Source organism: Streptomyces sp. NPDC002309 (assembly GCF_053593375.1).
The window spans coordinates 67,902-90,975 of the sequence record NZ_JBSFCI010000003.1 but is presented as its reverse complement, the minus strand read 5'-3'; the positions used below and the strand labels follow the sequence as shown (position 1 = coordinate 90,975).

Annotated in this window: 19 protein-coding genes; 11 read left to right on the top strand and 8 right to left on the bottom strand. The window is 68.1% G+C overall.

From position 1 onward, the window contains the following. The first annotated feature begins 168 nt into the window (after positions 1 to 168). On the top strand, positions 169 to 828 hold the full coding sequence (locus tag ACWCPM_RS03445) for an HAD family hydrolase (RefSeq protein WP_450974455.1): 660 nt from the start codon (positions 169 to 171) through the stop codon (positions 826 to 828). Here ACWCPM_RS03445 and ACWCPM_RS03440 read toward each other — a convergent pair. Continuing rightward, positions 809 to 2,083: a transcriptional regulator gene (locus ACWCPM_RS03440; protein ID WP_450974454.1), complete on the bottom strand. Its 1,275-nt coding sequence runs from the start codon at positions 2,081 to 2,083 to the stop codon at positions 809 to 811. The genes ACWCPM_RS03445 and ACWCPM_RS03440 overlap by 20 nt on opposite strands. Positions 2,084 to 2,298: 215 nt before the next feature. Between ACWCPM_RS03440 and ACWCPM_RS03435 the strand changes: the two genes are divergently transcribed. The 7 genes from ACWCPM_RS03435 (at position 2,299) to ACWCPM_RS03405 (ending at position 8,899) form a co-directional block, all read left to right on the top strand. Continuing rightward, complete coding sequence (locus ACWCPM_RS03435) at positions 2,299 to 3,549, top strand: methionine adenosyltransferase (RefSeq protein ID WP_450974453.1); 1,251 nt, start codon at positions 2,299 to 2,301, stop codon at positions 3,547 to 3,549. After that, on the top strand, positions 3,549 to 4,487 hold the full coding sequence (locus ACWCPM_RS03430; protein ID WP_450974452.1) for an aminoglycoside phosphotransferase family protein: 939 nt from the start codon (positions 3,549 to 3,551) through the stop codon (positions 4,485 to 4,487). The genes ACWCPM_RS03435 and ACWCPM_RS03430 overlap by 1 nt, the downstream gene beginning before the upstream one ends. After that, positions 4,484 to 5,131: a histidine phosphatase family protein gene (locus tag ACWCPM_RS03425; protein ID WP_450974451.1), complete on the top strand. Its 648-nt coding sequence runs from the start codon at positions 4,484 to 4,486 to the stop codon at positions 5,129 to 5,131. The genes ACWCPM_RS03430 and ACWCPM_RS03425 overlap by 4 nt, the downstream gene beginning before the upstream one ends. Positions 5,132 to 5,192: 61 nt before the next feature. Beyond that, complete coding sequence (serS, locus tag ACWCPM_RS03420) at positions 5,193 to 6,485, top strand: serine--tRNA ligase (RefSeq protein ID WP_450974450.1); 1,293 nt, start codon at positions 5,193 to 5,195, stop codon at positions 6,483 to 6,485. 1 nt (position 6,486) lies between these two features. After that, complete coding sequence (locus ACWCPM_RS03415) at positions 6,487 to 7,509, top strand: glycosyltransferase (protein ID WP_450974449.1); 1,023 nt, start codon at positions 6,487 to 6,489, stop codon at positions 7,507 to 7,509. A gap of 188 nt (positions 7,510 to 7,697) precedes the next feature. Next, on the top strand, positions 7,698 to 8,501 hold the full coding sequence (locus tag ACWCPM_RS03410) for a hypothetical protein (RefSeq protein WP_450974448.1): 804 nt from the start codon (positions 7,698 to 7,700) through the stop codon (positions 8,499 to 8,501). Further along, positions 8,498 to 8,899: an NUDIX hydrolase gene (locus tag ACWCPM_RS03405; protein ID WP_450974447.1), complete on the top strand. Its 402-nt coding sequence runs from the start codon at positions 8,498 to 8,500 to the stop codon at positions 8,897 to 8,899. Before ACWCPM_RS03410 ends, ACWCPM_RS03405 begins: the two co-directional genes overlap by 4 nt. A gap of 116 nt (positions 8,900 to 9,015) precedes the next feature. Here ACWCPM_RS03405 and ACWCPM_RS03400 read toward each other — a convergent pair whose 3' ends face one another. The 6 genes from ACWCPM_RS03400 to ACWCPM_RS03375 form a co-directional block, all read right to left on the bottom strand. Then, complete coding sequence (locus tag ACWCPM_RS03400; RefSeq protein ID WP_450974446.1) at positions 9,016 to 10,152, bottom strand: helix-turn-helix domain-containing protein; 1,137 nt, start codon at positions 10,150 to 10,152, stop codon at positions 9,016 to 9,018. Positions 10,153 to 10,171: 19 nt separating this feature from the next. Continuing rightward, positions 10,172 to 10,978 carry a hypothetical protein gene (locus ACWCPM_RS03395; RefSeq protein WP_450974445.1) on the bottom strand — a complete coding sequence of 269 codons (807 nt, stop codon included), beginning with the start codon at positions 10,976 to 10,978 and terminating at the stop codon, positions 10,172 to 10,174. Between the two features lie 201 nt (positions 10,979 to 11,179). After that, positions 11,180 to 12,889 (bottom strand): relaxase/mobilization nuclease domain-containing protein, encoded by a 1,710-nt coding sequence (locus ACWCPM_RS03390; protein ID WP_450974444.1) that lies wholly within the window; start codon positions 12,887 to 12,889, stop codon positions 11,180 to 11,182. After that, positions 12,886 to 13,446, bottom strand: a complete 561-nt coding sequence (mobC, locus tag ACWCPM_RS03385) for a plasmid mobilization relaxosome protein MobC (protein ID WP_450974443.1) — start codon at positions 13,444 to 13,446, stop codon at positions 12,886 to 12,888. The genes ACWCPM_RS03390 and mobC overlap by 4 nt, the downstream gene beginning before the upstream one ends. A 218-nt stretch (positions 13,447 to 13,664) precedes the next feature. Next, a complete protein-coding gene (locus ACWCPM_RS03380; protein WP_450974442.1) occupies positions 13,665 to 15,038 on the bottom strand; it encodes a hypothetical protein in 1,374 nt (457 codons plus the stop codon). A 250-nt stretch (positions 15,039 to 15,288) separates the two neighbouring features. Further along, positions 15,289 to 16,809: a DnaB-like helicase N-terminal domain-containing protein gene (locus ACWCPM_RS03375; protein WP_450974441.1), complete on the bottom strand. Its 1,521-nt coding sequence runs from the start codon at positions 16,807 to 16,809 to the stop codon at positions 15,289 to 15,291. A 278-nt stretch (positions 16,810 to 17,087) separates the two neighbouring features. Here ACWCPM_RS03375 and ACWCPM_RS03370 point away from each other — a divergent pair, with 278 nt between their 5' ends. The 3 genes from ACWCPM_RS03370 to ACWCPM_RS03360 all read left to right on the top strand — a co-directional run bounded on the left by ACWCPM_RS03370 (position 17,088) and on the right by ACWCPM_RS03360 (position 19,857). Continuing rightward, positions 17,088 to 17,627 carry a helix-turn-helix transcriptional regulator gene (locus tag ACWCPM_RS03370; RefSeq protein WP_450974440.1) on the top strand — a complete coding sequence of 180 codons (540 nt, stop codon included), beginning with the start codon at positions 17,088 to 17,090 and terminating at the stop codon, positions 17,625 to 17,627. Positions 17,628 to 17,797: 170 nt separating this feature from the next. Then, positions 17,798 to 18,094, top strand: a complete 297-nt coding sequence (locus ACWCPM_RS03365; RefSeq protein WP_450974439.1) for a helix-turn-helix domain-containing protein — start codon at positions 17,798 to 17,800, stop codon at positions 18,092 to 18,094. After that, positions 18,091 to 19,857 carry a tyrosine-type recombinase/integrase gene (locus ACWCPM_RS03360; protein WP_450974438.1) on the top strand — a complete coding sequence of 589 codons (1,767 nt, stop codon included), beginning with the start codon at positions 18,091 to 18,093 and terminating at the stop codon, positions 19,855 to 19,857. The genes ACWCPM_RS03365 and ACWCPM_RS03360 overlap by 4 nt, the downstream gene beginning before the upstream one ends. A gap of 134 nt (positions 19,858 to 19,991) precedes the next feature. Here the strand turns inward: ACWCPM_RS03360 and ACWCPM_RS03355 are convergent, their stop codons facing one another. Continuing rightward, entirely contained in the window at positions 19,992 to 23,069 is a 3,078-nt protein-coding gene (locus tag ACWCPM_RS03355) for a type I restriction endonuclease subunit R (protein WP_450974437.1), read from the bottom strand. Between the last annotated feature and the right edge of the window lie 5 nt (positions 23,070 to 23,074).

Below are 23,074 nucleotides of genomic sequence, written 5' to 3'. Positions count from 1 at the left end.
ACGCCGAGAGTGTTGCGGCACAGTCGGCTCGCCGGAGTCGATCAACCCTGTAAGCACCGGAAAGGGCGACAGAGACCCCAGCTGTTGACGTCTCGGTGGGTGCGTCGATCACCGTTACCGGGCCTACACTGCCCCGCCTGGCAAGCCGAAGTCAGTAACCTGCGGAGCATGATTCGTGCGGTGGTGTTCGACGTGGGTGAGTGTCTTGTCGACGAGACCCGGGAGTACGGGACCTGGGCGGACTGGCTGGAGGTGCCGCGGCATACCTTCGCGGCGATGTTCGGGGCGGTCATCGCGCAGGGGCGCGACTACCGCGAGACGTTCCAGGAGTTCCGGCCGGGGTTCGATCTGACCGAGGAGCGCGAGAAGCGCGCGGCGGCCGGGAAGCCGGAATGGTTCGGCGAGGACGACCTCTACTCCGATGTGCGCCCCACGCTGGCCGCGCTGCGAGAGGCCGGCCTGTGGGTGGGCATCGCCGGGAACCAGACCGTGCGTGCGGGCGGCCTGCTCCGCGGGCTGGACCTCCCCTCCGACCTGATCGCCACCAGTGACGACTGGGGGGCGTCGAAGCCGGACGTGAAGTTCTTCGACCACGTCATCGAGGCGACGCCTGCCGAGCCGGGCGAGATCCTGTACGTCGGCGACCGGCTCGACAACGACATCCGCCCGGCCGTGCAGGCTGGGCTTCTGACTGCGCTGATTCGGCGTGGGCCGTGGGGCACGATTCAGCAGCGTGATCCCGATGCGGACTCGATCACCACGATGCGCATCGACTCGCTCGCGGAGCTGCCCGAGAAGATTGCCAAGTTCAACGCTGGAGAGCGCTGACAGTCGTACCCCAGTCGTAGAGACGATCGTCGAGGTCTCGGACGCACTGCTCGTTCTGCCAAGGGGCGAGCGTGCGCCGGACCTCGCGGATGCGCTCCATGCCCGTGGCGTACCAGGTGATGGCGAGCTGGTCGAGGGCTTGGACGGCGTTCCGGCACGCCGCGTCCGGGTTGCTGTCCGCAGCTTCGACCGCGGCGAGATCGCCGAGGACGACCGTGCGCTGCTTGTCCGACTCAGGCGGCAGGTCGTCGAGAACCTCCTGGAGGGTCTGGCGGGCTTGCGGCAGGTGGCCGGCCTTTAGTTGCGTGTTCCCCTTGAACGCGGACAGGCGCACCTGGCTGAACCAGTCCAGCCAGTCGGGAGTGGGGTGCTCCGAGCCCGAGGCAAGGGCGTCCTCGGCGTGGTGGATCAGGCGGAGCGCCGCACGAGGGTCGCCGCATCGGGTCTCGCATTCCGCCTCGACTGCGTCCAGCCAAGCCCAGAGCTCCGCGGAGGCGTCTCCGCGTCGAGCATAGGTGCGGGCCGCCACCATGCGCTCGATCGCCGTTTCACGGTCATCGGCCCAGCCGGGGGCAAAGGCCATGTGCGCGAGGATGGCCGATCCGAGAAGAGGGTCGTCCGCTTCCCCTGCCGCCTGCAGGGCACGCAAGAGGGTTTCCGAGGACTGCTCGGGCTGGTGTAGATCGAAGAACTCGATGCGGCCTGCCAGGAGATAGGACTCGGCGAGTGCGCCGGCGAGGGTCTGGCGAGCAGGGTTCGCCGTCTCGGGCAGGAGAGCGCATCCCAGACGAGCGTGTTCCAGGACTGCGGGGTGAAGTACGGCCGGCGCCACGGACCAGTAGAGGTGCCGATGGGAACGAGTGACGGCCTCGAAGTCCTTGCCCACTGTGACCGGCTGCCTGGTGACGCCTGCCTGCGCGGGGACGCTGGCTAGCCGCGCACCCGTCAGGGGGGTGCGCGGGGTGCTGCGGACCGTCGAGCCGGCAGCGCGGCTCTCGGTCCCCCAGGGCGGGGTGAAACCCAAGTCCTCCATGCTCTGGCCCAGGAGGTGGGTCAGGACTCGGTGGACGTCAGGCTGTGGCCAGGGCGGTGTGGCGGACTCCCAGCGCCGGATCTGGCGGACGCCGACGGCGAGCCCCCTGATGCCCAGCTTGGGTGCTGTCTTGGTGATGGCGTCGGCCAGGGCCTGTTGCGAGTTGTATCCGGCAGCCAGGCGAGCGGACTTGAGTCGGGTGTTGCCTGCGGGACGGGACATGAATCTCCTCCGGGGCGAACTCTCTTCTGAGAGTGACATGCGGCGTCCCTGTTACGGCGCGAAATCATCCGTGAGAAGCCAACAAAGCCCTATGGAAGTCCTCTTGATGACCTGTCAGAGCCCTCGAATAGGACCTACGGGGCCCGGATAGTTGGCATCTCCGCAAGACCAGTAGCGCTCGTCTCTGCCCTGTCCCCCGTGAACGGGAGTTCGTGATGCCTCGTACGAGCACGACCATCAACCACAGCCACCTCGTCATCGACACCGGCATGGTCAAGCCCGACGCGACGACCATCGTGGAGCGGAAGGGCCTCGGCCACCCGGACACCCTGGCCGATCACCTTGCCGAGCGGCTGTCCCGGGCGTACAGCCACTACACCGTTCAGCGCTTCGGCGCCGTGCTGCACCACAACTTCGACAAGCTCGCCCTCCTGGGCGGGGCCAGCGAGGTCCGATACGGAGCCGGCCGGATCACGGCCCCGGTGCGCGTCCTGGTCAACGGGCGGGCCGCGCCCATGTGCGGGGGCGAGAGGATCCCCGTCGAGGAGATCGTCGAGGCCGAGGTCCGCGCGTTCTTCGCCGAGAGGCTTCGCGAGGTCTCGGACCACCTCGACATCAAGTTCAACATCACCAGCAACTCCAGCCCCGGCGCCGTCCTCACCGGCGACGAGGTCCCGGACCGCACCCGCTGGTTCAACCCCCGTTCCATCGACGACCTGCGCGAGCGGCGTGTCCGGCTGTCGAACGACACCTCGCTCGGGACCGGGTGGGCTCCGGAGAACGCCTTCGAGTCGTTCGTCCGCGAGTTGGTGAACCACTTGTCTGGCGAGAGCGAGTTCACGCTTTCCCACGCCTGGTGCGGCTCCGACGTCAAGCTCATGGGTTACTGGGACGGCGACCAGGCCGATGTCGTCCTGTGCGTGCCCCAGAAGTCGCGCCATGTCGTCAGCCGCGCCGAGTACGTCCGCAACACCGAGAGCGTCCTCGCCGAGTGCTACCGGCTCGCCGACCTCAGGCTTCCCGGCGCTGAGGCCCGCTTCCGGCTCAACGCCCGCGACGTCCCGGAGAAGGACGAGCTGTACCTCACTTACACCGGCAGCTCGATCGAGTCCGGAGACGAGGGCGTCGTCGGTCGCGGCAACCGCGTCAACGGGCTGATCACGCCCCTGCGGCCGATGAACCTGGAGGGCGCCAATGGCAAGAATCCCGTCTACCACGTCGGCAAGCTCTACAACATCGCCGCCCAGCGCCTGGCCCAGCGGCTGCACGAGGCCACCGACGGCCACGCCGAGGTCCACCTGGTCAGCACCACCGGCAAGCGTCTCGACCAGCCATGGCGCATCCTGATCCGGCTCTCCTCTCCGGACGTCGAGGCCGACAAGGTCCAGGCCATCGTCGCCGAGACCCTGGAGGGATTCCCCGCCCTCACGGACGAGCTGGTCTCCGACGGGATCGTGCTGAGCTGATGGCCAGGCGCATGCTCGGAGATGTGCCGTCGGGGTGTCGGGAGCGGTTGCTCGCCCACTACGGCCCTTCGGTCGAGGAGTGGCTGGACACTGCCCCTGGCCGCCTGACCGAGGCGGCCAGGCGGTGGAACCTCTCGCTGAGGAGCTACCACGACGCGGGACACGCCTCGGCGGTCGCGCTCGCCGTGGCCCCTGATCGGAGCCGCTTGGTGCTGAAGGCATGGGTGGATCCCACCCGCTACCGCCACGAGACGGCCGCCTTGCGGGTGTGGGCCGACGGCCCGACCGCGAACGTTGTCCACGCCGGGGATGACCTGTCGGTGGCTGCCCTTGAGCTTGTCGGCGGGCAGCCCGGGGGCGATGTCCGTCCCGCACGCGAGACGCAGGCGGTGGCCGCCGCGATCCACAGGCTTCACACGCTCGGCCGGCGTACGCCCGGACCGGGCGTGCCCAGCCTGGACGACTTCCTTCACGAGGTCGTCCTACCGCGCGTCCACCGAAGGATGCGCGTCCTCGACCTCGGCTCCCACGGAGGAATCGCGAGGCAGGTATGCCACGAGCTCGCCGGCCTGCGCGAAGTCCCCACCCGGACGACGGTCCTGCACGCCGACCTGTATGAGGAGAACGTGATCTTCGATGTGGAGCAGCGCCCTCGGCTGATCGATCCCCACCCTGTGGAGGGTGACGCAGTCTTCGACTGGGCCTTCTGGAGCGTCTACTACAACCTCGAAGCAGGAACGGCCGACCGGCTCGCCACGGCCGCCCGGATCTCCCGCATCCCCGTACAGGAGATCACCCCCTGGTGCAGGGCGCTCGCGCTCGACGGGCTTCTCTACTACATGGAGATCGACGACCCCGCGAGGCCGAAGATCGCGGCGGTGCTGTCCTCTCTGATGGCATTCCGAACCGCGACGCTCGGGACGGGGCGGGACCGATGACGACGTACATCCTTCGCCATGGACAGACGAACTACAGCAAGCGCTACCTCGTCAACGGTGACCCGGGGAAGCACATCCACCTCGACGAGGAAGGCCGGCAGTCCCTGAGTCCCGCCTGGACCACGCTCCCACTGCACTCCGTGGCCACCTGGCTGACCAGCCAATTCCCCCGGGCTCGCCAGACCACCTCGCTGCTGATGGGTGTTCCGTCCACCGGGCTCGTCATCGACGCGCGGCTCAACGAACTCGACTACGGGCAATTCGAGGGCGGTCCTTTCCTCGACTACGCCGTCTGGCTCGACGCCCACGGAGCCGATAAGCGTCCGCCCGACGCGTCCGAGTCTCAGCGCGAGGGCATCCGGCGCATGCTCACGGGGGTGCTCTCCGCCTGCGAGCACCCCGGTCCCAGGGTGCTCGTCGGCCATGGCCTGATGCTCTCCGTCCTCCTTTGGTACCGCGAGCGCGCCGAGGGGGAGCCCATGCCGCTGTTCCTTCCCGAGGCCCCGTACGTCGAACCGATCGCCATTTCCGACGATGAGCTGCCCGTTCTGATCACCGCCCTCCTGGACGATCTTGATTCGGGCGTGTGCGAAAAGATCACCGCCGCCGGTGGCACGGCCACATTCCGGATCAGCGAGGGGTAGGCGGTTGCTACCGTCGATTCGGTATCCCCGTCCCATTCGCTGGATAAAAAGGATCTTCCCCATGCATGACGCCCGCGCCCTGATCGAAATGGGTGCCGAAGCTGTTCGTCGGCTCGCTCGTCGCGGCTACTCCCTGGACCTGCCCGAGCTGGAGTCCCTCCAGTCCCGGCGCAACCAGAACATCCGCTCTGCCGACGAGCTGCGGGCGGAGTCCAAGCGGGTGGCGAGCGAGGTCCAGCAGACCGCGAAGCAGGGCGGGGACATCGGCAAGCTGAAGGAGCGCGCCCGCGAGTTGAAGGACCAGATCCGCGACATTGAGGCTGGGCAGGAGGGGATCGAGGCTCAGCTCCGTGACCTGCTTCTGAGCATCCCGAACCTGCCGGACGACTCCGCCCCGGACGGCGACTCCGAGGAGTTCGCCATCGAGGTGCGACGCGTCGGTACGCCCCCCGCGTTCACCTTCGAGCCGAAGGACCACGTCGATCTCGGCGAGGCCACTGGCATCCTCGACTTCGGCAGGGCGACGAAGCTGTCCGGGTCGCGCTTCGCGGTCTCCCGCGGTGCCGGTGCCGCCCTGGAGCGGGCGCTGACCACGCTCTTCCTCGACCTCCATACCCGTCGCCACGGGTACACCGAGTATGCCGTCCCCTACCTGGTCACCCGCAAGACGATGACCGGTACCGGCCAGCTCCCGAAGTTCGAGGAGGACCTGTTCAAGACCGGCGTCGCCGACCGCGAGCTCTTCCTGATCCCCACGGCTGAGGTCCCGCTGACCAACCTCTACGCCGACGAGATCATCCCGCCGGCCGAGCTGCCGCTGGCCATGACCGCCCACACCCCGTGCTTCCGCTCCGAGGCCGGCTCATACGGCCGAGATACCCGCGGCCTGATCCGCCAGCACCAGTTCGCCAAGGTCGAGATGGTCAAGATCGTCGACCCGGAGACGGCGGACGCCGAGCTGGAGACGATGGTCGGGCACGCCGAGGCGTGCCTGAAGGAACTCGGCCTCGCCTACCGGGTCATCAAGCTGCCCGCCGGTGACACCGGCTTCTCCGCCCAGCTCACGTACGACATCGAGGTCTGGATCCCGAGCCAGAACACGTACCGCGAAATCTCCTCGGTCTCCAACTTCGGCACCTTCCAGGCCCGCCGCGCCAACATCCGGACCCGAGGCGAGGACGGCAAGCCCAAGCTCGTCGCCACCCTCAACGGCTCCGGCCTGCCCGTCGGACGCACGCTGGCCGCGCTCCTCGAGCAGTGTCAGCAGGAGGACGGCTCGCTCGTCCTGCCCGAATCCCTCTTCCCGTACCTCGGCTTCCGCCGGATCAAGGCGGACGGAACACCGGAGGCATAACGTGCTCGTCGGCGTCTGCGATTTCCCTGGTAGCTACGCCTTTCCTCCCGCTGGCTACGGCGGGATCGAACGATGGCTGTGGGCGGTCGCCGTAGGCGCCCGGGCCGCAGGCGCCGACGTACACCTCCTCGGGCCGGGCTGGCTCACGGACCTGGAGAACGACTGGGTCCGCAAGCCGGTCCGCCTGGAGGACATCCCCCCTGGATCGCTTGCCGAGCGCGACATCCGCGACACCAAGTACGACCTCCTGATCGTCGGGCACGAGTACCCCTCGTTGCCCGCCTGGACCCGCACCTGGAACGTGCTGGACTGCGACGTCGCCACCTTCCAGCACTCCCCGGTCTTCCAGCACACGCCCACCGCCTTCGACGGCAGACGCTCTCGGCTGTACTGCTACTCGCCCGAGATGATCGAGCGGTATGCGGACCACCGGCCGGTCCCCGAGCTGGCCGTACACCTCGGCCTCGATGAGGAGGAACCGTTGGCGACCGCCGGACGTGACCTCGTCTGGCTCGGCCGGATCGACGAGGACAAGGCGCCACACATCGCCGCCCGCGCAGCGCAGATCCTCGGTCGGCGCATCCAGATCGTCGGCCCCGTCTTCGACGAGACGTACGTCCGTCGCCACGAGCGCATCCTCACCGCCGACCACGTGAAGTGGGCCGGCGAGCTCGGCGGCCCCGCCAAGACCGCTGCCATCGCCGAGGCGTCCGTCTTCGTCTACACGTACGCCCGGCCGTACGTGGAAGCCGGCGCCGCCGTCTTCGGCGAGTCCCTCCGTGCCGGCACCCCCATGGCCGCGCTCACCTGGCGTACGGGTACCTGTGCCGAGGCGGCCCTCTGCGAGCAGACGGGCGCCATCGCCGTGGCCGACCCGGACGAGGACGACGAGACCGCGGCCCAGCGGCTCACGCTCGCCATTGAGCAGGCGGAGACCCTCGACCACCAGCAGGTCCAGGAGACCGGCCAGCACCGCTTCGACCCCGCCCGGCACTTCCTGGCGATGGCGTCAAGGTCGTGCTGACCGGCACAGCTCGTACGACCGGAGACGCGCTGGCCTCGCGGATACCCTCCGTGCTCCGTGGGGCGTTATCCCACTCTCAGTGGGAGTTCACCATCGACGGCCCCTGCATCGCCATCCGACACCTGCGGCGAGACACCCCCTACCACCCGCCGCGCCGGCCACCCTCGTGGAGGGAGCTCCTCCGCAGTGTGGAGACCGCCTTCGCTCACGTCGGCGCTCCACGCGATGACTGTCTCCCGATCCGCTGGGGGCGCGACACGGAGCTGACCATCTCGGCGATCCAGGCCCTCGACCCGCTCCTCAAGGACGGAAGACCTCAGACGTACCGACGGGGCTTCCTCCCCCAGCCGGTCGTCCGCTTCACCGGTGAACGCGATACCTCCGGTGACCTCTGCGACGGCTTCCTGACTTCCTTCGTCAACATCTCCCGTGTCCAACCGGTCGGAGGGCTCGACGAGTACAGCGCGATTCTCGACGGCTGGTTTTCCGTCCTCTCCCAACTCGGTTTCCACGCACGCCACCTGAGCATCCATGGGACCTTGACACCCTGGCGCCGGCGCGAGGTCGCGGGCATCACACTGCACTTCCGCCACCTCGGGCTCGACCTCGGCGACATCGTCCTGCTGTGGAATGCCGATGACCCGACCCACATGGCCGTAGATCTGGGAACCGGACTGGAACGTCTCGCCTGGGCACGCACCCAGCAGCGCTGGCGTGATCTGGTCTACGGAGACTTCGCCAGCGCGGCACCGCCCACCACGCTGGACGCCATCCGCACGGCCACGCTCCTCTTGGGCAGCGGGATCAACCCCGCACCGCGCGGGGCCGGAGGTGTCGCCCGGCGGGTTATAGGCACGATCGACCCCGAAGCGGTACGCCTAGGTGTCAGCGCCATAGTTCGCGAGGCGCACGGCTACTGGTCACTCTTCAGTTCCCTACGTGCTCCGTGGCCGCATATTGCTTGTGCCATCGAGGAAGAGGTACGCAGATGAGGGAAGGAGGCCAGCGGCCCATTGCCGCAGCCATCGTCGTCCATGAGGGGCGTGTGCTGATGGTGCGCCGCCGCGTCAGCGAGGGACAGCTCTCCTGGCAGTTCCCGGCCGGTGAGGTCGAGCCGGGCGAGGTCCTTGAGGACGCCGCTGTGCGGGAGACCCAGGAGGAGACTGGGCTGACCGTGGCCGCTGTGAGGCTGCTCGGCGAGCGGGTCCACCCGAAGACGGGCCGGCTGATGTCGTACACGGCCTGCGAGGTGCTGGGCGGAACCGCGTACGTTGCGGACGCCGAGGAGCTGGCCGAACTGGCCTGGGTTGCCCACGGCGAGATCCCGGAGTATGTGCCGTACGGGCTGTTCGAGCCGGTGCAGCAGTATTTGGACGGGACGCTCGCCTGACAACCCTGTCGCCAAAGGTCGCAAGTAAGAGGGTCGATTACCGTAGTGGTGTCCCGGCCTCCTTGCTGTAGTGCGTTCCACGGTGGGACTAGCGCCGCCCCGCCGCAACGGCGCAGTTACTGAACCAGGCGGAGCACGGGACGCTGCTCATGGACTCCAAGGAGTTCACGTACACGCTTGGCCGTCCAGGCCAGTTCGTGCGCGAGCTGGACCACCGACAAGTCCGCTTCCCGGGAAGCCAGCTCGAAGGCTTGCCGCAGGAGCGAGGGCTGCTCACCGGGAAAGTTGGACACGGACTCGGCCTCGAATCCGGGCTGGCCTTCCAAGGCCCGGAGGCGCTGGTACGTCCGGCTGATGGTGGCGTCGGAGGTCAGCCCCAGTTCACGGCATCGGTAGACGAGGGAGTGGATGGAGACGCCCCAGATCTGCCTGAGTTCGGCGAGCCGTGCAAAATCCATCCGCTTGGGCAGCAACGGCAGGATGCTGGCCTGGGGGGTCAGGAACTCCGCAGCGAAGGCGTCAGCTTCCTTCTCTTGCCTGCTGTCGCCCGTGGCATCGCCATGGAGTACAAGGTGGCCCAGTTCGTGAGCTGCCGTGAACCGATGTCGGTAGACGTCGTCGGCGCGGTTGGCGGTGAGGATGACTAGCGGGCGGGCTGCGCGGGTCGAGAACGCGTCCACGGTGGAGGCTGAGGGGTCGCTTACAGGGGGCGTCACCACGACAATGCCGTGGGCTTCCATGCGCCTCACCAGATGGGTTACGGGTCCGTCTCCCAACCCCCAGCGTTGCCGGAGCTCACGCGCGGCGGCGGCTGGATCGGTGGGCAGCTCCTCCCCTGGGTGGACTTCTCCGCCGGCGAACCCGGGTAGGTCCACGAGCGGCAACTGGATTCGCTGCTCCAGGGCGTACGTGAGTTCCCAGACCTGTTCGGCGAAGGCCAGTGCTCGCTCCCGCTGGGACTTCGGGGTACTGCGCAGGCTCCGGAAGTGGGCCATCGAGGCGTCGAGCCGGTTGGTCGGACGTCCGAGCAGGAAGAACGTCGCGGGCACTCCGAGGGTCTCCGCGAGCCGGGGGATCAGGTCAGGGCGTGGCCGTGATACCCCCGTCTCGTACTGACCCACGGCGGCGGGAGTCACCCCGAGGCTTGTTGCCACGTCCTTCTTCGTCATCTCCGCCAGCCGACGCGCTTGCGTCAGCCGGGCGGGATCGAAGCCGTCGGAGATGGCACGGGGCGTCGTGCCCCGCTCTTCCAAGCCTGGGATGGTGTCTTGCTTAGTGGGTCGCATCTTCTTCGCTGGTCTGGTCCTCGACGGGTTGCGCTTCGGTCTGCGGCGGGATGTCCCGCAGCCGTTCGGAGGCTGCACGCGAGGACAGCGTAAGGGTGGGCTCGCTTCCTTCGGCGAAGCTGGTGTGCTTCCGCGCGGACGTTGCAGTCTGCTCGGGGACACTGGCCAGCCGTGTCCCGTGTGAGGTGACGGTCTGGGGCAAGGCGAGAGGTTCGGGATCGGTTGCCCATTCCAGGTGCCGGTTCTCTCCGAGTGCTGCGATGCCCCAGTGTGCCTCCAGCAGTTCGGAAGCGTTGCAGGCAAACGGCACCAGGATCAGTCGGGTTCCCTGGGGAATGGCTGCCAGGCCGCCGCGCGGCTCTGCGGTAAGGATGGTCCCGCCGAAGCCGAGATCGAACTCGTCTTGTACGTGCTTCGGTTCAGGGGCGAAGGTGAAGAGCTCCTTCACCAGCTGGGACTCGCTGGGGATGCGTGCCGTGCGTACGGCCGCCTTGGTTTTCGAGTAGAGGAAGGGGTAGATCAGGCCGCGGCCGACGAGCATGAGCTCGAACGGGAACCCGAATGGCCGCACGGGGATGGCTCCAGGCAGGTCTTTCAGCTCGTCCTGGACGCGCTCGAACTGGTTCTGCCACCGGGCGGTTCCGTACGTGTGGTTGGTGCGCGAGTCGGTCTGTTCCTGCGCTGCTTGGGCGTTGGCCTGCATGTTCCGCAGGGCCTGGCCCAGGAACATGCGAACTGCCGACGCCTGCTTACCGAATACATCAGTCGCCCAGGGCGAAGGGGACTCACTCATGCGGGCGACTCCTCAGGTCGAACTACGCATTGGAGCATTCGATTACGACGCGGACTTTAGTTGATGTAGAGATTCTTGCGCAAGCGCTTCGGCGTGCCGCGTTTTTCTTGCACCTCTCCAGTCGGCCATGGGCGAGTGACGGTGGGGCGGCCGACGAACGGACCATCCAGGAACCGGCGTTGATCGCCGGCTGAGGTGTGGTCAGCGGCGGCCTCGCTGGTGTAGTTCAGCCGGAGCGGCGTGCGACGGGCCGCGCGGGGGCTGCCCCGGCCAACTGAATGGGTGCGTTCCCATGGTGGAGCGGAGGCGGGCGGCTTCGGCTCGGGGGTTGGGGGCGGGGTTGCGGCTGGTGTGCTGGATGCGGGTGATCAGCACATGGGCGGGTTGGCGGGCGGTGGTGAGTTCGCGCTGGGCGGCGGCCTCCTTGAGGAGCTGGTGGGGTTTGTGGCCACCGGCCTCGGCATCGGCCAGGACGGTAGCGAGGGCCGGCCAGGCGGAATCGGTCAGGATGCGGTCGGCGTGGTCGGGGATGGCGGCACGGACGTCGTAGGCGAGGGGCTGGCGCGCCTGGTCGCTCGGCTGACGGGCGGCGAGGCTGTCGACGACGGGAGCGAGGGCGTCATCGGCGGCGGTCTTCAGGTGGTGAAGGGTCTGGCGGGCGGCTTCGACCTGGTGGGCGTGGCCCTTCGCCTCGTGCCAGCGGGCAGCAACGATCGTGGCCCAGACGAGGGCGGTGAGCAGGGCGGCCAGGGCGCTGGCGTCGGGGCCGGTGGCGGTGTGGGCGATGTCGCGGGCGGCTTTGCGCAGGGTGTGGGCGGCCTGGTTGTCGGCGCGGATCTGGGAGCGCTGGGCGCGGGCGAATGCCTTCGATGCTGTTCGTAGTTCGGCTAGGTGGGCGGGGGCTTTCTGAGCGGTGGCTTCGATGAGTTCTCCGAGCGCGGTGATGTGGGCCTGGGCGTGGGAGTCGTCGGCCATGCCGGTGTGGAGGGTGTCGAGGGCGTCGGTGGCCTGGTGCCAGGGGGTGGTGGGGCGGTTGCGGCGGGCGGTGGGGTGTTCCTCTGGAGCGGTGGTTTCGAGGCGGTCCTTGAGTTTGGGGAGGGTGAGGTCGGGGGCGATCTTTCCGCCGGGGTGGAAGACCTGTTCGCCGTCCTTGTTGAGGTCGCCGGGGCGACCGACGGCGTAGCCGAGTAGGTCACCGGACGGTCCGCGGCGGGGTTTGACCGCGATGCCGTCGGCTTCGAGGTAGGCAAGGAGTTCCTCGGCGCTGCTGGCGTGGGGGATGGCCGCGCGGATGCGGTCCTGGAGCCATGCGCGGCTGGTCTGCTCCCAGCCGAGGCGTTCGGCCTTGTGCATCTCGGCCTGGGTGGGGCGGCGTTCGGCGGTGCGGTCGCCCTTCTTCAGCTGGCGCAGGCCGTAGTCCTTCTCTATCTGGCGGCAGGCGTCGCCGACGCGGATGCCGCTGTCGTGGAGCTTGGGGCGGCGGCCGTCTTCGCGGACGGTTGTGGCGAGGATGTGGATGTGGTCGTCTGCGTGGCGTACGGCGATCCAGCGGCAGGCCAGGTCGTCTCCGGGCGGGGCGATGCCGGCTGCTTCGACGATGCGCTGGGCGATGTCGGCCCATTCGGCGTCGGAGAGGTGGCGGTCCTCGGGTGCGGCGCGAACAGGGCAGTGCCAGACGTGGTCGGTGATTTTCCTTCCGAACTCGCTGTTCCGGAGATGAACGGGCTCGTCGAGGTGGTGGGCGAGCTGAGTCAGGGTGGCGTCCTGGTCGCGGCCGGGGTCGGGCATGCCGAGCATGGCGAAGCCGGCGACGATGTGCGGGTCGTTGTGCTCGTCGTGCTGGCCGGGGCCGTAGAGGTAGGCGAGTAGACCGCGGGTGTTGGCCCCAGCCCGTTTGATGGCGGCGATCACGCGGCCTGGTCCTTCCTGGAGTCTGCCGGTTCGCGCAGGGCCTCGGCGATCAGCTCCAGCAGGCGGAGGAGCTCGTTGAGTCGGTGGCGGATGTCAGGCGGGGTGAGGTCGCTGTTGAGGGCGCGGGCGATCTGGTTGACGTTGCCGCCGATGCGGTTGAGCTCGCGCAGCACCTGGGCGCGGAACATGTGGGTGCGGCGGCGGTCCTCGGACAGCGGCAGGTTCGCCGTGAACCGACCGGATACGAAGGCGAGGACGATGTCCGCGGCGAAGCCGGATTCCCCCTTGTAGCCGTGCTCGGCGGCAGCCTCGTGGAGGTCGGCGTGCTCGTCGCCGGTGAAGCGCAGCGGGCCGACACGGACGGTCCGCTTGGTGCCGGTGAAGCGACGGATCGCCGGCTGGAAACTCTGCACCGCTCGCTCGCCGGCCGTCTGCTCGTCGGAGGGCGCGGGGTGGAGAATCTGCTGCTGTACGGCGTGCAGCCCGTCCGAGTCGGGGCCGCCCTCGGTCCCGGCCTCCTGGTCCTGCGCCCCCTGGCGCTGGGCCGTCTCCGCCACCCCTGGGGCGGAGATCCCCGAGGACCGGCTTTGAGTCGGACTCGGGGTACTACTGGCTCCGCCAGGGGCCGTCCGTCCGAACGCCCTCCGCAAACGCCCGAGCAGTGTAGGCGGATTCGCCGACGAGGGCAGCACGCCGGAATGGTGATCGGTGTGGTGGGGGTCGTACGTCACGAACGAGTTCTCCGGGAAGGGCGGGAGGATGGGCGAGATGGTCGTCAGCCGTTGCGTGAGGTGCTCGGGTCGGTCTTGAGCGCGCGGACGATGGCGCCGGCGGTGTCGCTGGCGACGGTGTAGCCAGCGTCGCGTACGGCCTGCTCCAGTAGGTCGCGGGACAGGCTGCCGTGCTCGTCTAGGAGCCGGTGAGCGTAGTCGCGGAGGATGCCGTCGGTTGCGCGGGGTTTACGGCCCTTCCGCTTCGGCATTGGAGTAGGGCGAGTAGCCAGTGGGGTATGCGAGCCGCTGCCCATGGGCGGCGGAGGAGCCGTCTGCGGGCGGGCTGCCCGTTCCGGACGGGCTGACGCTTCCGGGCCGGAGCGGGCGGTGAGATCCGGGCCGGCGGGTTGCGGCCGGCTGCCTGAGTGGGGTGCTTCGTCACCCAGATCTGATGGGTGCGGGCGGGATCCGTCTTTCGCCAGCCCGGCTGCTTCTGCATGCCCAGCAGTGTCAGCCCGGGAGTGGTCGGGCTGTGCTGCGGGCGGGCTGACGGGTTGCCCGGCGGGCGTGGTCCAGCGCTCGGGCAGGTCGATGGTGGCCAGGGCGGCTGCTTGGCGGCGGGTGGCGAGCTGGCGCAGCAGTTGCTCGTTGCGGCGCGGGTCGGCGTCGATGCCGGAGCGGGCGAGGGCCTTGGACAGGCGGCGCACGGTGCGCCTGCCCGCCCGTTCGGTGCGCTGCTCGGGTGTCATCTCGGCGAGGCGGGCGGCCAGGGCGACGGCCCGGTGCGTGGCCCGGTCGTGGATGATCTGGGCGGCTCCCTGGTCCTGCTCGACGATTCCCAGGCGGGCGAGTAGCCGTTCGCGAGCCTGTCGCGTGAGGACCGCGGCGAGTGCGCGGGAGGCGGCGTCGGGGGCCCGCTGGCGCAGCTCGATGCCCATGGCCAGATGCCACAGCACGGCGGCCATCACGGGGCCGGTGAAGGCGCGCACGGTGCCGCCGACCGGTCCGGACTCGGCGTAGGCGGGAATGGTCTGCATGGCGGTGATCACCCAGACCAGGACCCCGGGCAGGCCGGCCGCGTGCCGTGGCCCATGCAGGTTCTGGCGGGCCATCAGTGCCATCGAGAACAGGGCGAGCTCGGCTGCGGCGAACATGGCGGTGCGCTCGGCGGTGTTGCGCATGTCGAGGTAGTGGGTGGCGAACCGCCAGCTGGTGTCCGCGCTGTAGGCGGTGCACACGAGCGCCGCCACGGTGGCTGTGACGACTGCGGCCGAGAGGCGCCGCTTTCGATCACGGGTGGGGCGTCGGCTGCGGCGGGCCCTCAAGCCCACAAGCAGCGCGCCGACCGCGACGGCAAAGACGGCCACGGGCAGGAGCCGACCGTCGGCGTACGGAAGCGAAGTGGTGGCGAGCCGTTCGGATATTGCGGGCTGCATGTACGGGTCTACTCCGGGAGAGGCTGTGGAGGCGATCACGAGGGTTCACGGAGGGGGCGTACACGCGGGCCCCCTTCTAAAGGGGGCCCCGCGCGTGATCGCTTGGGTGCGTGTACGGCGTGGACGCTTGTGTGATCGCTCTACCAGCGGTTTTACGGTGAGCGTGTGCGCTGTGAGCGGTTCACGGCGGTGTGCGGACGCGAGGGCCGCGTGTACGGTCGCGTGAACGCTCTGCGGGGGTCGGCGGGGGTCAGCCGACGGCGGTGAGGTGGCGGGCGGAGGCGTAGTAGCGGGCCTGCTGGCCGCCCCCGGCTCCTCCAGCGGCACCGTCGGCCTTGGCTGCCAAGCCGTTGTCGACGAGGCGGCTGAGGTGGCGTCGCGCCTTCTCGATGTCGGCTCGTTCGGGGTCGCCTCCGCCGATGAGGATGGTCGCCAGGTCGCGTGCGGTGAGCCCGTTGGGGGCGTTGCACAGCAGGACGGCTGGGTCCTTGGTGGGGTCGACGGTGGTGGTGCCGCGCACGTGGTCGTGCGTGACATCCAGGGGGCCGACCTCGCCGGTGGAGGTTTTGAGGTGGTGCAGGGTGACTGCGGGGTCGCCTGCCCGGCCGGTGACGAACAGGACGCTCCCCGCGCCGGCGGTGAACCAGGTGGAGCCGTAGACCTGGTCCAGGCTGGGGCGCTGGCCGCGCGGCGCGTCGGCGGTGGCCTTGCGCTGGTGGTGCAGCTCCATGATCTCCACGCCGCCTCGCAGGGCGCGCATGCGGGCGCTGTGGAAGGCGACCGCGAGGCTGTCGTCGACCATCGTGCTGACCGCGTCCTTGAGGCTGTCGATCACGATGGTGTCGGCCTGGTGGGCGGCGGCGAGGTCGGCGAGGAGGTCGGGCTCCTTGTCGAGGGTGGCGGGCAGCGGACCTTCCCAGACCACGAGCCGCTCGCGCAGGATCTTCTCGTCGGTGGGGAAGACGCGGCGGGCCATGGCCTTGGCGATCTGCTTGGGACGGTCCATTGCCAGGTAGAGCACGCGCCTGCTGGGGGCGACGGGCATCTCCAGGACGGTCTCCTGGAGGCCGAGGCGGGCGAAGATCACCTGGTGGGCAAGGGTGGTCTTGCCGACGCCCGGTGCGCCGACGATCATCAGGCTCTCGCCCGGTGCCCAGACGGTCTTCTCGCGCGTTCCCCAGAGGGGCTCGGCGTCCGCGCCGCTCTCTTTGACGAATGACCATCCGTCGGTGGCGAAGCGGGACAGCCGTCCTTGCCCTGAGGCGAGTGCGCGCTCGCGTTCGGCGCGTACTGCGGCTTCGACCTCGCTTCGGATCGCCTCGGGATCCGCGCCGGGTTCCTGGGCCCGCTGGAGAGTGCGTATGGCGGAGGTCATCAAGCGGCGCAGGTCGGCCTTCGCGCGGACGATCTCCGCGTGGTGCTCGGCGCTGCCCGTGCCGTAGGGCGCGCCGGCGAGCTGGAACACATAGGCGGGACCGCCGACCCGTTGCAGGTCGCCTTGCTGCTGAAGCAGCTCGGTAAGGATGATCGGGTCGGTCGGCTTGTCCTCGCGGTGCTGGGTGAGGAGCGCGCGCCAGATGGTCTCGTGCGCGGGCCGGTAGAAGGCGTCGTCCCCCAGGACTGGCCGGACCGCGTTGATGACATCGGCTTTGTGCATGCAGGCGCCAAGGACCGCGCGCTCGGCGTCCAGGTTGAACGGAGGCTCCGTTGAGGTGGGGTCCTCGTCGAAGCGGGATGGCGTCTGGGATGGCAGGGTCGTACCCTGGGTCACGGAGCTCCTCACCCGGCAGGCCATTACGGGGCGGCAACCCCGGCCTCCGGTTTCGATCGTTCAGGGATGGATGGTTGTGCGGTGGAGCCTCTACTTCGGCCCCGGTGTTCGTAGCACCGGGGCCGCTTGCGTGTGCGGATTCGTCCACCGCTGTACGGCGGACTACGACCATAGCCGAGATTTTCGGTAGCGCAACGCCTTGCATTTCAATCTGCAACGAGGTTTAGTTGTGGACAGTGATCCCCGTGGACCCGTTGTCGCGATGAATGGAGGTGCGAGTGAGCAGTGAGGAAAGCGCGGAGCGCGCCGGCCCCGGTCGTCCGGTGCCGGAGGATCATGTCGCCACACGCATCAAGCTGGAACGCGAGGTCCGCGGTTGGAGCACGGTGAAGCTCGCCGAGGAGATGGCCGCTGCCGGCCACCCGATCAACCAGTCGGCGATCTGGCGCATCGAGAGCGGCAAGCCCCGTCGCAGGGTCAACCTCGACGAGGCGCTCGGCTTCTGCAAGGTCTTCGACCTGACCATGCAGGATCTGACCGGACCACCAGGAGAACTGGCCACCCCACGCATTCGCCAGCTCGTCAGTGAGTACGTCCAGATGACGCGCGAGTACCGCCAACTGCGAGCGGCGATCGACCGGAATCAGATGCACCTGCACGAGATCGACATGGAGCTCAACGCCTACGGGGACAAGGGACCCGAGCAGAGAGGACAGGTCGACGAACTTGTCCGGCTCGAAGAACGGGCCCTGCAGAGAAACCTGCACCCCTCTCGGGCGCACCTGCGAAACCAGGAGCAGCCACCCGCTGGCGAATAGCCGGTCGCTGTCCTTCCCACGGCGCTACGAACGCCGAGAACCTCACGCACGGCGACCTCCGTTGCCGACGATCATCCACTGACCCATCCATCCCTGAACGACACCACCGGCCAGGCCGACGGGAGTTGCCGCTCCCGCCATGCCGAGATGCCGGCGGGAGGAGTACCCCCATGCCGCAGCCCGCCCTGCCCATTTCCCAGATAGCCCAGCTCCTGGACATCCCCGAAGACGCCCTGCGCAGCCTGATGGCCGAGCGCCGCCCCGTCGGCGACACGACCCTGGTCGCCCTCACCGTCACCGAGGCCGCCCGCCGGATCGGCATCGGCCGCACCAAACTGTACGAGTACGTCTCCTCGGGCGAGATTGCCTCCGTCAAGATCGGCAGCTTGCGCCGCATCCCAGCGGAGGCGGTGAACGAATTCCTGGCCCGCCGTCTGTCGGCGACTGACTTCGGAGCCGCCGCATGACGCGAGCCTCCGCACCGAAGCCCCGCCAGCCCAACGGCGCCTCGTCCATCTACCTCGGCAAGGACGGGCGCTGGCACGGCCGCGTCACCGTCGGCGTCAAGGACGACGGCACCCCGGACCGTCGCCACGTCGGCCGCAAGACCCGAGCCGAGGTCACCAAGGTCGTCCGCGACCTGGAGCGCCAGCGCGACCAGGGCGCAGTCCGGAAGGCCGGCCAGTCGTGGACCGTGAAGACGTGGCTCACCCACTGGGTCGAGAACATCGCTGCCGCGCACGTCTCGGAGAACACGATCGACGGCTACCGCGTCGCCGTCTACCACCACCTCATCCCCGGACTGGGCGCCCATCGCCTGGAGAAGCTGGAGCCCGAGCACCTGGAACGCTTCTACAAGAAGATGCAGGAGAACGGCAGCGCCGCAGGTACCGCCCACCAGGCTCACCGCACGATCCGAACGGCGATGAACGAGGCCGTGCGCCGCCAGCACCTCACCACGAACCCGGCCTCCATCGCCAAGGCCCCCAAGGTCGAAGAGGAAGAGGTCGAGCCGTACACGGTCGAGGAGGTCCAGCACCTGCTTGCCGAAGCTGCCAAGCACCGCAACACCGCCCGCTGGGTCATCGCGCTCGCCCTCGGCCTGCGCCAAGGCGAGGTCCTCGGCATGCAGTGGGACGACGTCGACTTCGACCTCGGCGTCATCCGCGTGCGCCGTGGCCGGCTGCGGCCCCGCTACAAGCACGGCTGCGGAGACCGCTGCGGACGCAAACCCGGCTACTGCCCCCAGAAGATCAACACCCGCCGCGAGACGAAGAACGCCAAGTCCCGCGCCGGCCAGCGGCCCATCGGCGCCCCCGAAGAGCTGCTCCAGCTCCTGCGCCGACACAAGGAGGAACAGGCCCGTGAGCGAACTGTGGCCCGCGACCTCTGGACGGAGAAGGGGTACGTCTTCACCTCGCCCACCGGCGAGCCCCTGAACCCGAACACCGACTACCACAAATGGAAGGAGCTCCTGAAAGCCGCTGGCGTCCGCGACGCCCGCCTCCATGACGCCCGCCACACTGCGGCGACGGTCCTGCTCATCCTCGGCGTCTCCGACGCGGTCGTCGACGCCATCATGGGCTGGGAGCCCGGCAAGTCCGCCCGGATGCGCCGCCGCTACCAGCACCTGACCAGCCGCGTCCTCAAGGACACGGCCGCCAAGGTCGGCGGCCTCCTGTGGGGCACGGACGAGACCGCGGGAAGCGCTGCGCCGGAGGCCGACCAGAGCCCCATCCCCGCAGAGCTGATGGTCCACGTCGCCCGCCTCGGCGATCGGCGCGTGCCCTTCCTCCATCGCGAGCACGCCGACGAGGTCGTCGCACGCTGGAGCGAGGACTGGCCCGACCACACCGCCGTGGTCGAGGAATGGGACCGCTGGCGCTGGGAACACCAGGGCCCCGGCGGCGCGAGCGCCATCCGCGGCAGCGTGCCCAATCGGGCCGTGGTCTTTCACGCCCGAGCCTTGTTCCTTCCCGGCGGGGAGCGCACAGCGACCGGGGTCCCAGAGCAGTGGTCGGTGCCCGCCTGGGATTTCGAGACCGACCGCTACACAGACCGCGCCTCGGCCTGGCGCACGGCCCGGCGACCCGGTACGGGCCAGGAGGTCGAGGCCCAGGTGCGAGGCACGGACCAGACGGCCGTCGAGGCGGCCTTCGCCGAGGCGTGTGCACAGGCTGTGGACCGCGCTCAGAACCCAGGAAAGTACGGCGACACCGACGACTGGTAGTGCCCTGGAATTCCGCCCACCAGAGCGAACCACGCTGGCGCGCCCCCCAGAGGACGCTAGGGAGAGCGGTAGGCCCACGCAACGCGACGAGACCCCCGACACCCACTGCGGGGTGCCGGGTCTCCGCGCGTTCGTCAGTCGACGAGGTAGTGGGCCTCGATGTAGGCGACGGTGGAGTCGTACGGTTCCCCTACCGGCTTCAGCGCGTAGCGCCGGAAGACCGCAGCGGTGGCGCGTCGGGCGCCTCTGTTGCGGGCCTCGGCGTTGTCCCATGCTCGAGCGAGGGTGCGCCTGACTACCTGGTCGATCTCCTCGGCCAGGTTCCTCTCCGTGATGGTGAGACCCTCGGGAGCGTGGTCGTGGATTATCCGCGACAGGACACCGATGTGGTCGTCGTCCAGCACGACGACGGCTTCGTCGGGGTGCTTCTCGGCGTGGACGATGGCGCGGGCCACCCGAAGTGCTTCAGACAGGAAGTCCAGCGCGTCCTGGGCATTCTGGATGATCCGGTCCCGCAGCTGTTTGATCCGCTCCGCGAGGGCGGTGTACTTCGCGGAATCCGGGTCGACACCCTTGTCGAGGGCTGCCTTGATGTGGTCCAGGATCTCTGCCGCTGATGGCGGAGATGCATCCTCGCCGCCACTCTCGTCGGCCTTGGGGCGGACGAGTGCCAGCAACTCCTTGAGGATCGTGATGCCCTGGGCATCCAGAACGAGGGTTTCCTCCTGAGAGGCAACCACCTTGAAGGAGTGGACGTGGGCGTTGATGATCTCCACGACCATCGGCCCCAGCTCAGCCAGTCGCTCTCTCTTCTCCTCATCAGAGGACTTCTTGAACAGGGTCGTGTAAACGGACCCGAACAGCCCGAAGCCGTCGCTGTATTTGGCAACCCGCTTGTCAGTGTTGATGAACGGGTACAGGCGGGCCAGAAGTCGGTAGTCCTTGCTGAAGACCTCGGCAGCGTCGGGGTTGGCATCCAGGAAGACGTTGATGGCTCGGACGGACTGGTAACCGTGGACCGTCAGATCCACACCTTCCACGTCCGCGAGAAGGTCCTCGATACGGGCGAAGGCTTTACGGAACTCCTTGACCAGCTCGGACAAGTCGGTGATGAACCCGCCTCCCTTGCGGGGACCAGCTGCGGTGGGGTCGACGACTGCCCGCTGGACCTCTTCGGCCAGGCCGATGTAGTCCACGACCACACCGGAGGTCTTCACAAAACCGGTGGGTGACACCCACGTGCGGTTCGGACGGGTGATCGTCTGGAACAGGTTGTGGGCCTTCAGTGGCTTGTCCAGGTAGAGGACACCTTCGTTGGGAGCGTCGAAGCCAGTCATCAGCTTCGCTGTCACCACCAGGAAGCACATCGGGTCGTCTGGGCTGAGGAATCGACGCTTCTGCTCCTCTTCCTCGGTCTCCGAGAGCTGGTATGGCTTCATGTCAACGTCTGTCGCCTTGGAGTCCGAGACGGAGATGTTCACCTCGGCCTTAATCCGCTGATGCTTCCCGACCTCGCTGAGTACCTGGGATGCCTCGAAGCCGGAAAGCAGCTCGTTGATCTTGTCCGTGTACGCCACGGCCAGCTCACGGTTGTATGCGACGACCTGCGCCTTGAGGCCATTGCGGTAGGCGCCGGCCAGGTAGTGGTCCACGATGTGCTGGCAGACCGTATGGATACGGTCAGGGTTGGCGAACACCGAGGTCAGGCGTCCGAATTTGCGGGACAGGGCTTCACGGTCGGGGTCATCAAGGTCGAAGTCGTCAGCGAACTCGTCGAACTCGGCCTGCAACGCCCGGTCGTCCATGTCGAAGGAGACCGGGTGCGGATGCAGTATGACCGGGACGGTCGCCTCGTCCAGCAGAGAGCGAGATACCGAATACCGGTGTAGCACTCGCCCGGGGTCGCCCTCCTCGCCGAAGAGGTCGAATGTGTCGGTGGCGAGGTTCCTGACAGGGGTGCCGGTCATGCCGAAGAACCTCGCGTTGGGCAACGCTGCGCGCATCTGCCCGGCCAACGACTTTTCATCGGAGGACTGGGTGCGGTGAGCCTCGTCGACGAGCACGATGATGTTGCTCCGTACCGACAGGTTCTTGCCAGCCTCGGCGAACTTGTGGACGGTCGTGGAGATGACACCACGCACGTCATCGGCTAGCAGGGCCCGCAGCTTCTGGCTGTTCGAAGGCTTGTGGAAGTACGCGTCCCCCATCGCTGAGGTGAAGACCCCTGAGGTGTGTCGGACGAGGTGAGTCCGGTCCGAGAGCAGGATGATCGTGGGTGACTCGATGCGAGTGTCGGCCAGTAGCAGCGCGGCAGCGAACACCATGAGCAGAGTCTTCCCGGAGCCCTGGTGATGCCAGACCAGTCCCTTCGAGCCGCCCTGCAATACGCGCTCGTGGATCAGGTGCGCAGCTTCCATCTGCGGGTAGCGGGGGAGGTACTTTTTGTCGGTTCCTCCCCCGGTAGTGTCGAAGAGGACGAAGTTGGCGAGCATGTCCAGGACCGTGGCTGGGTTCATCAACAACTCGACGGAGCGCTGTATGTCGGCACTACCGGACAGGTTCTCGTCGTCTTCGGTGGACCGGAACGGCTGCCACAGGTTGGTGGGCGCGCTGGCGGCACCGAACCGCAGCTTCAGTCCGTCGGCGGCGACGGCGAAGACGTTGGGCGTGAAGAACCACGGGTACTCCGTGGCATAAACGTTGTTGATCTCGCGGGCCGCTTCCGCCCACGCGGACTTCGCGGTGGGTGACTTCACCTCGACTACGACCAGAGGTAGCCCGTTGATCCAGTAGACGAGGTCGAACCGGCGGGAGGTCTTGCCTGGCACGCTGATGGTCACCTCATCTGAGACGACCATCGTGTTGGCGTTCAGTGCCTCGAAGTCGACCAACTTCAGTGTGTGCCAAACGCCGTTGTTGTCTCGGAACTCCTTCCGGCCTCGCAACAGCCGCAGCACCTGCTCGTTGGCCCGGACGAGTCCGCCTTCGACGGCGGTGACCGTGGCCACGACTTCATTGACCACCGCGTCCAGGTCAAACTCATCGATCACGCCGGGGTTCAGCTTTACGATGGCCTCACGCAGGTGCGAAACGAGCACCGTTTGGGTGGTTTCCCGCGGCAGAGCCCGCCCCGCGGTGTAATCCCAACCCATCGGCAAGGACCACTGGATCATCTGGTTCTGGAACTCGCGCTCCCGAATACCTTTCGCCACGCCTC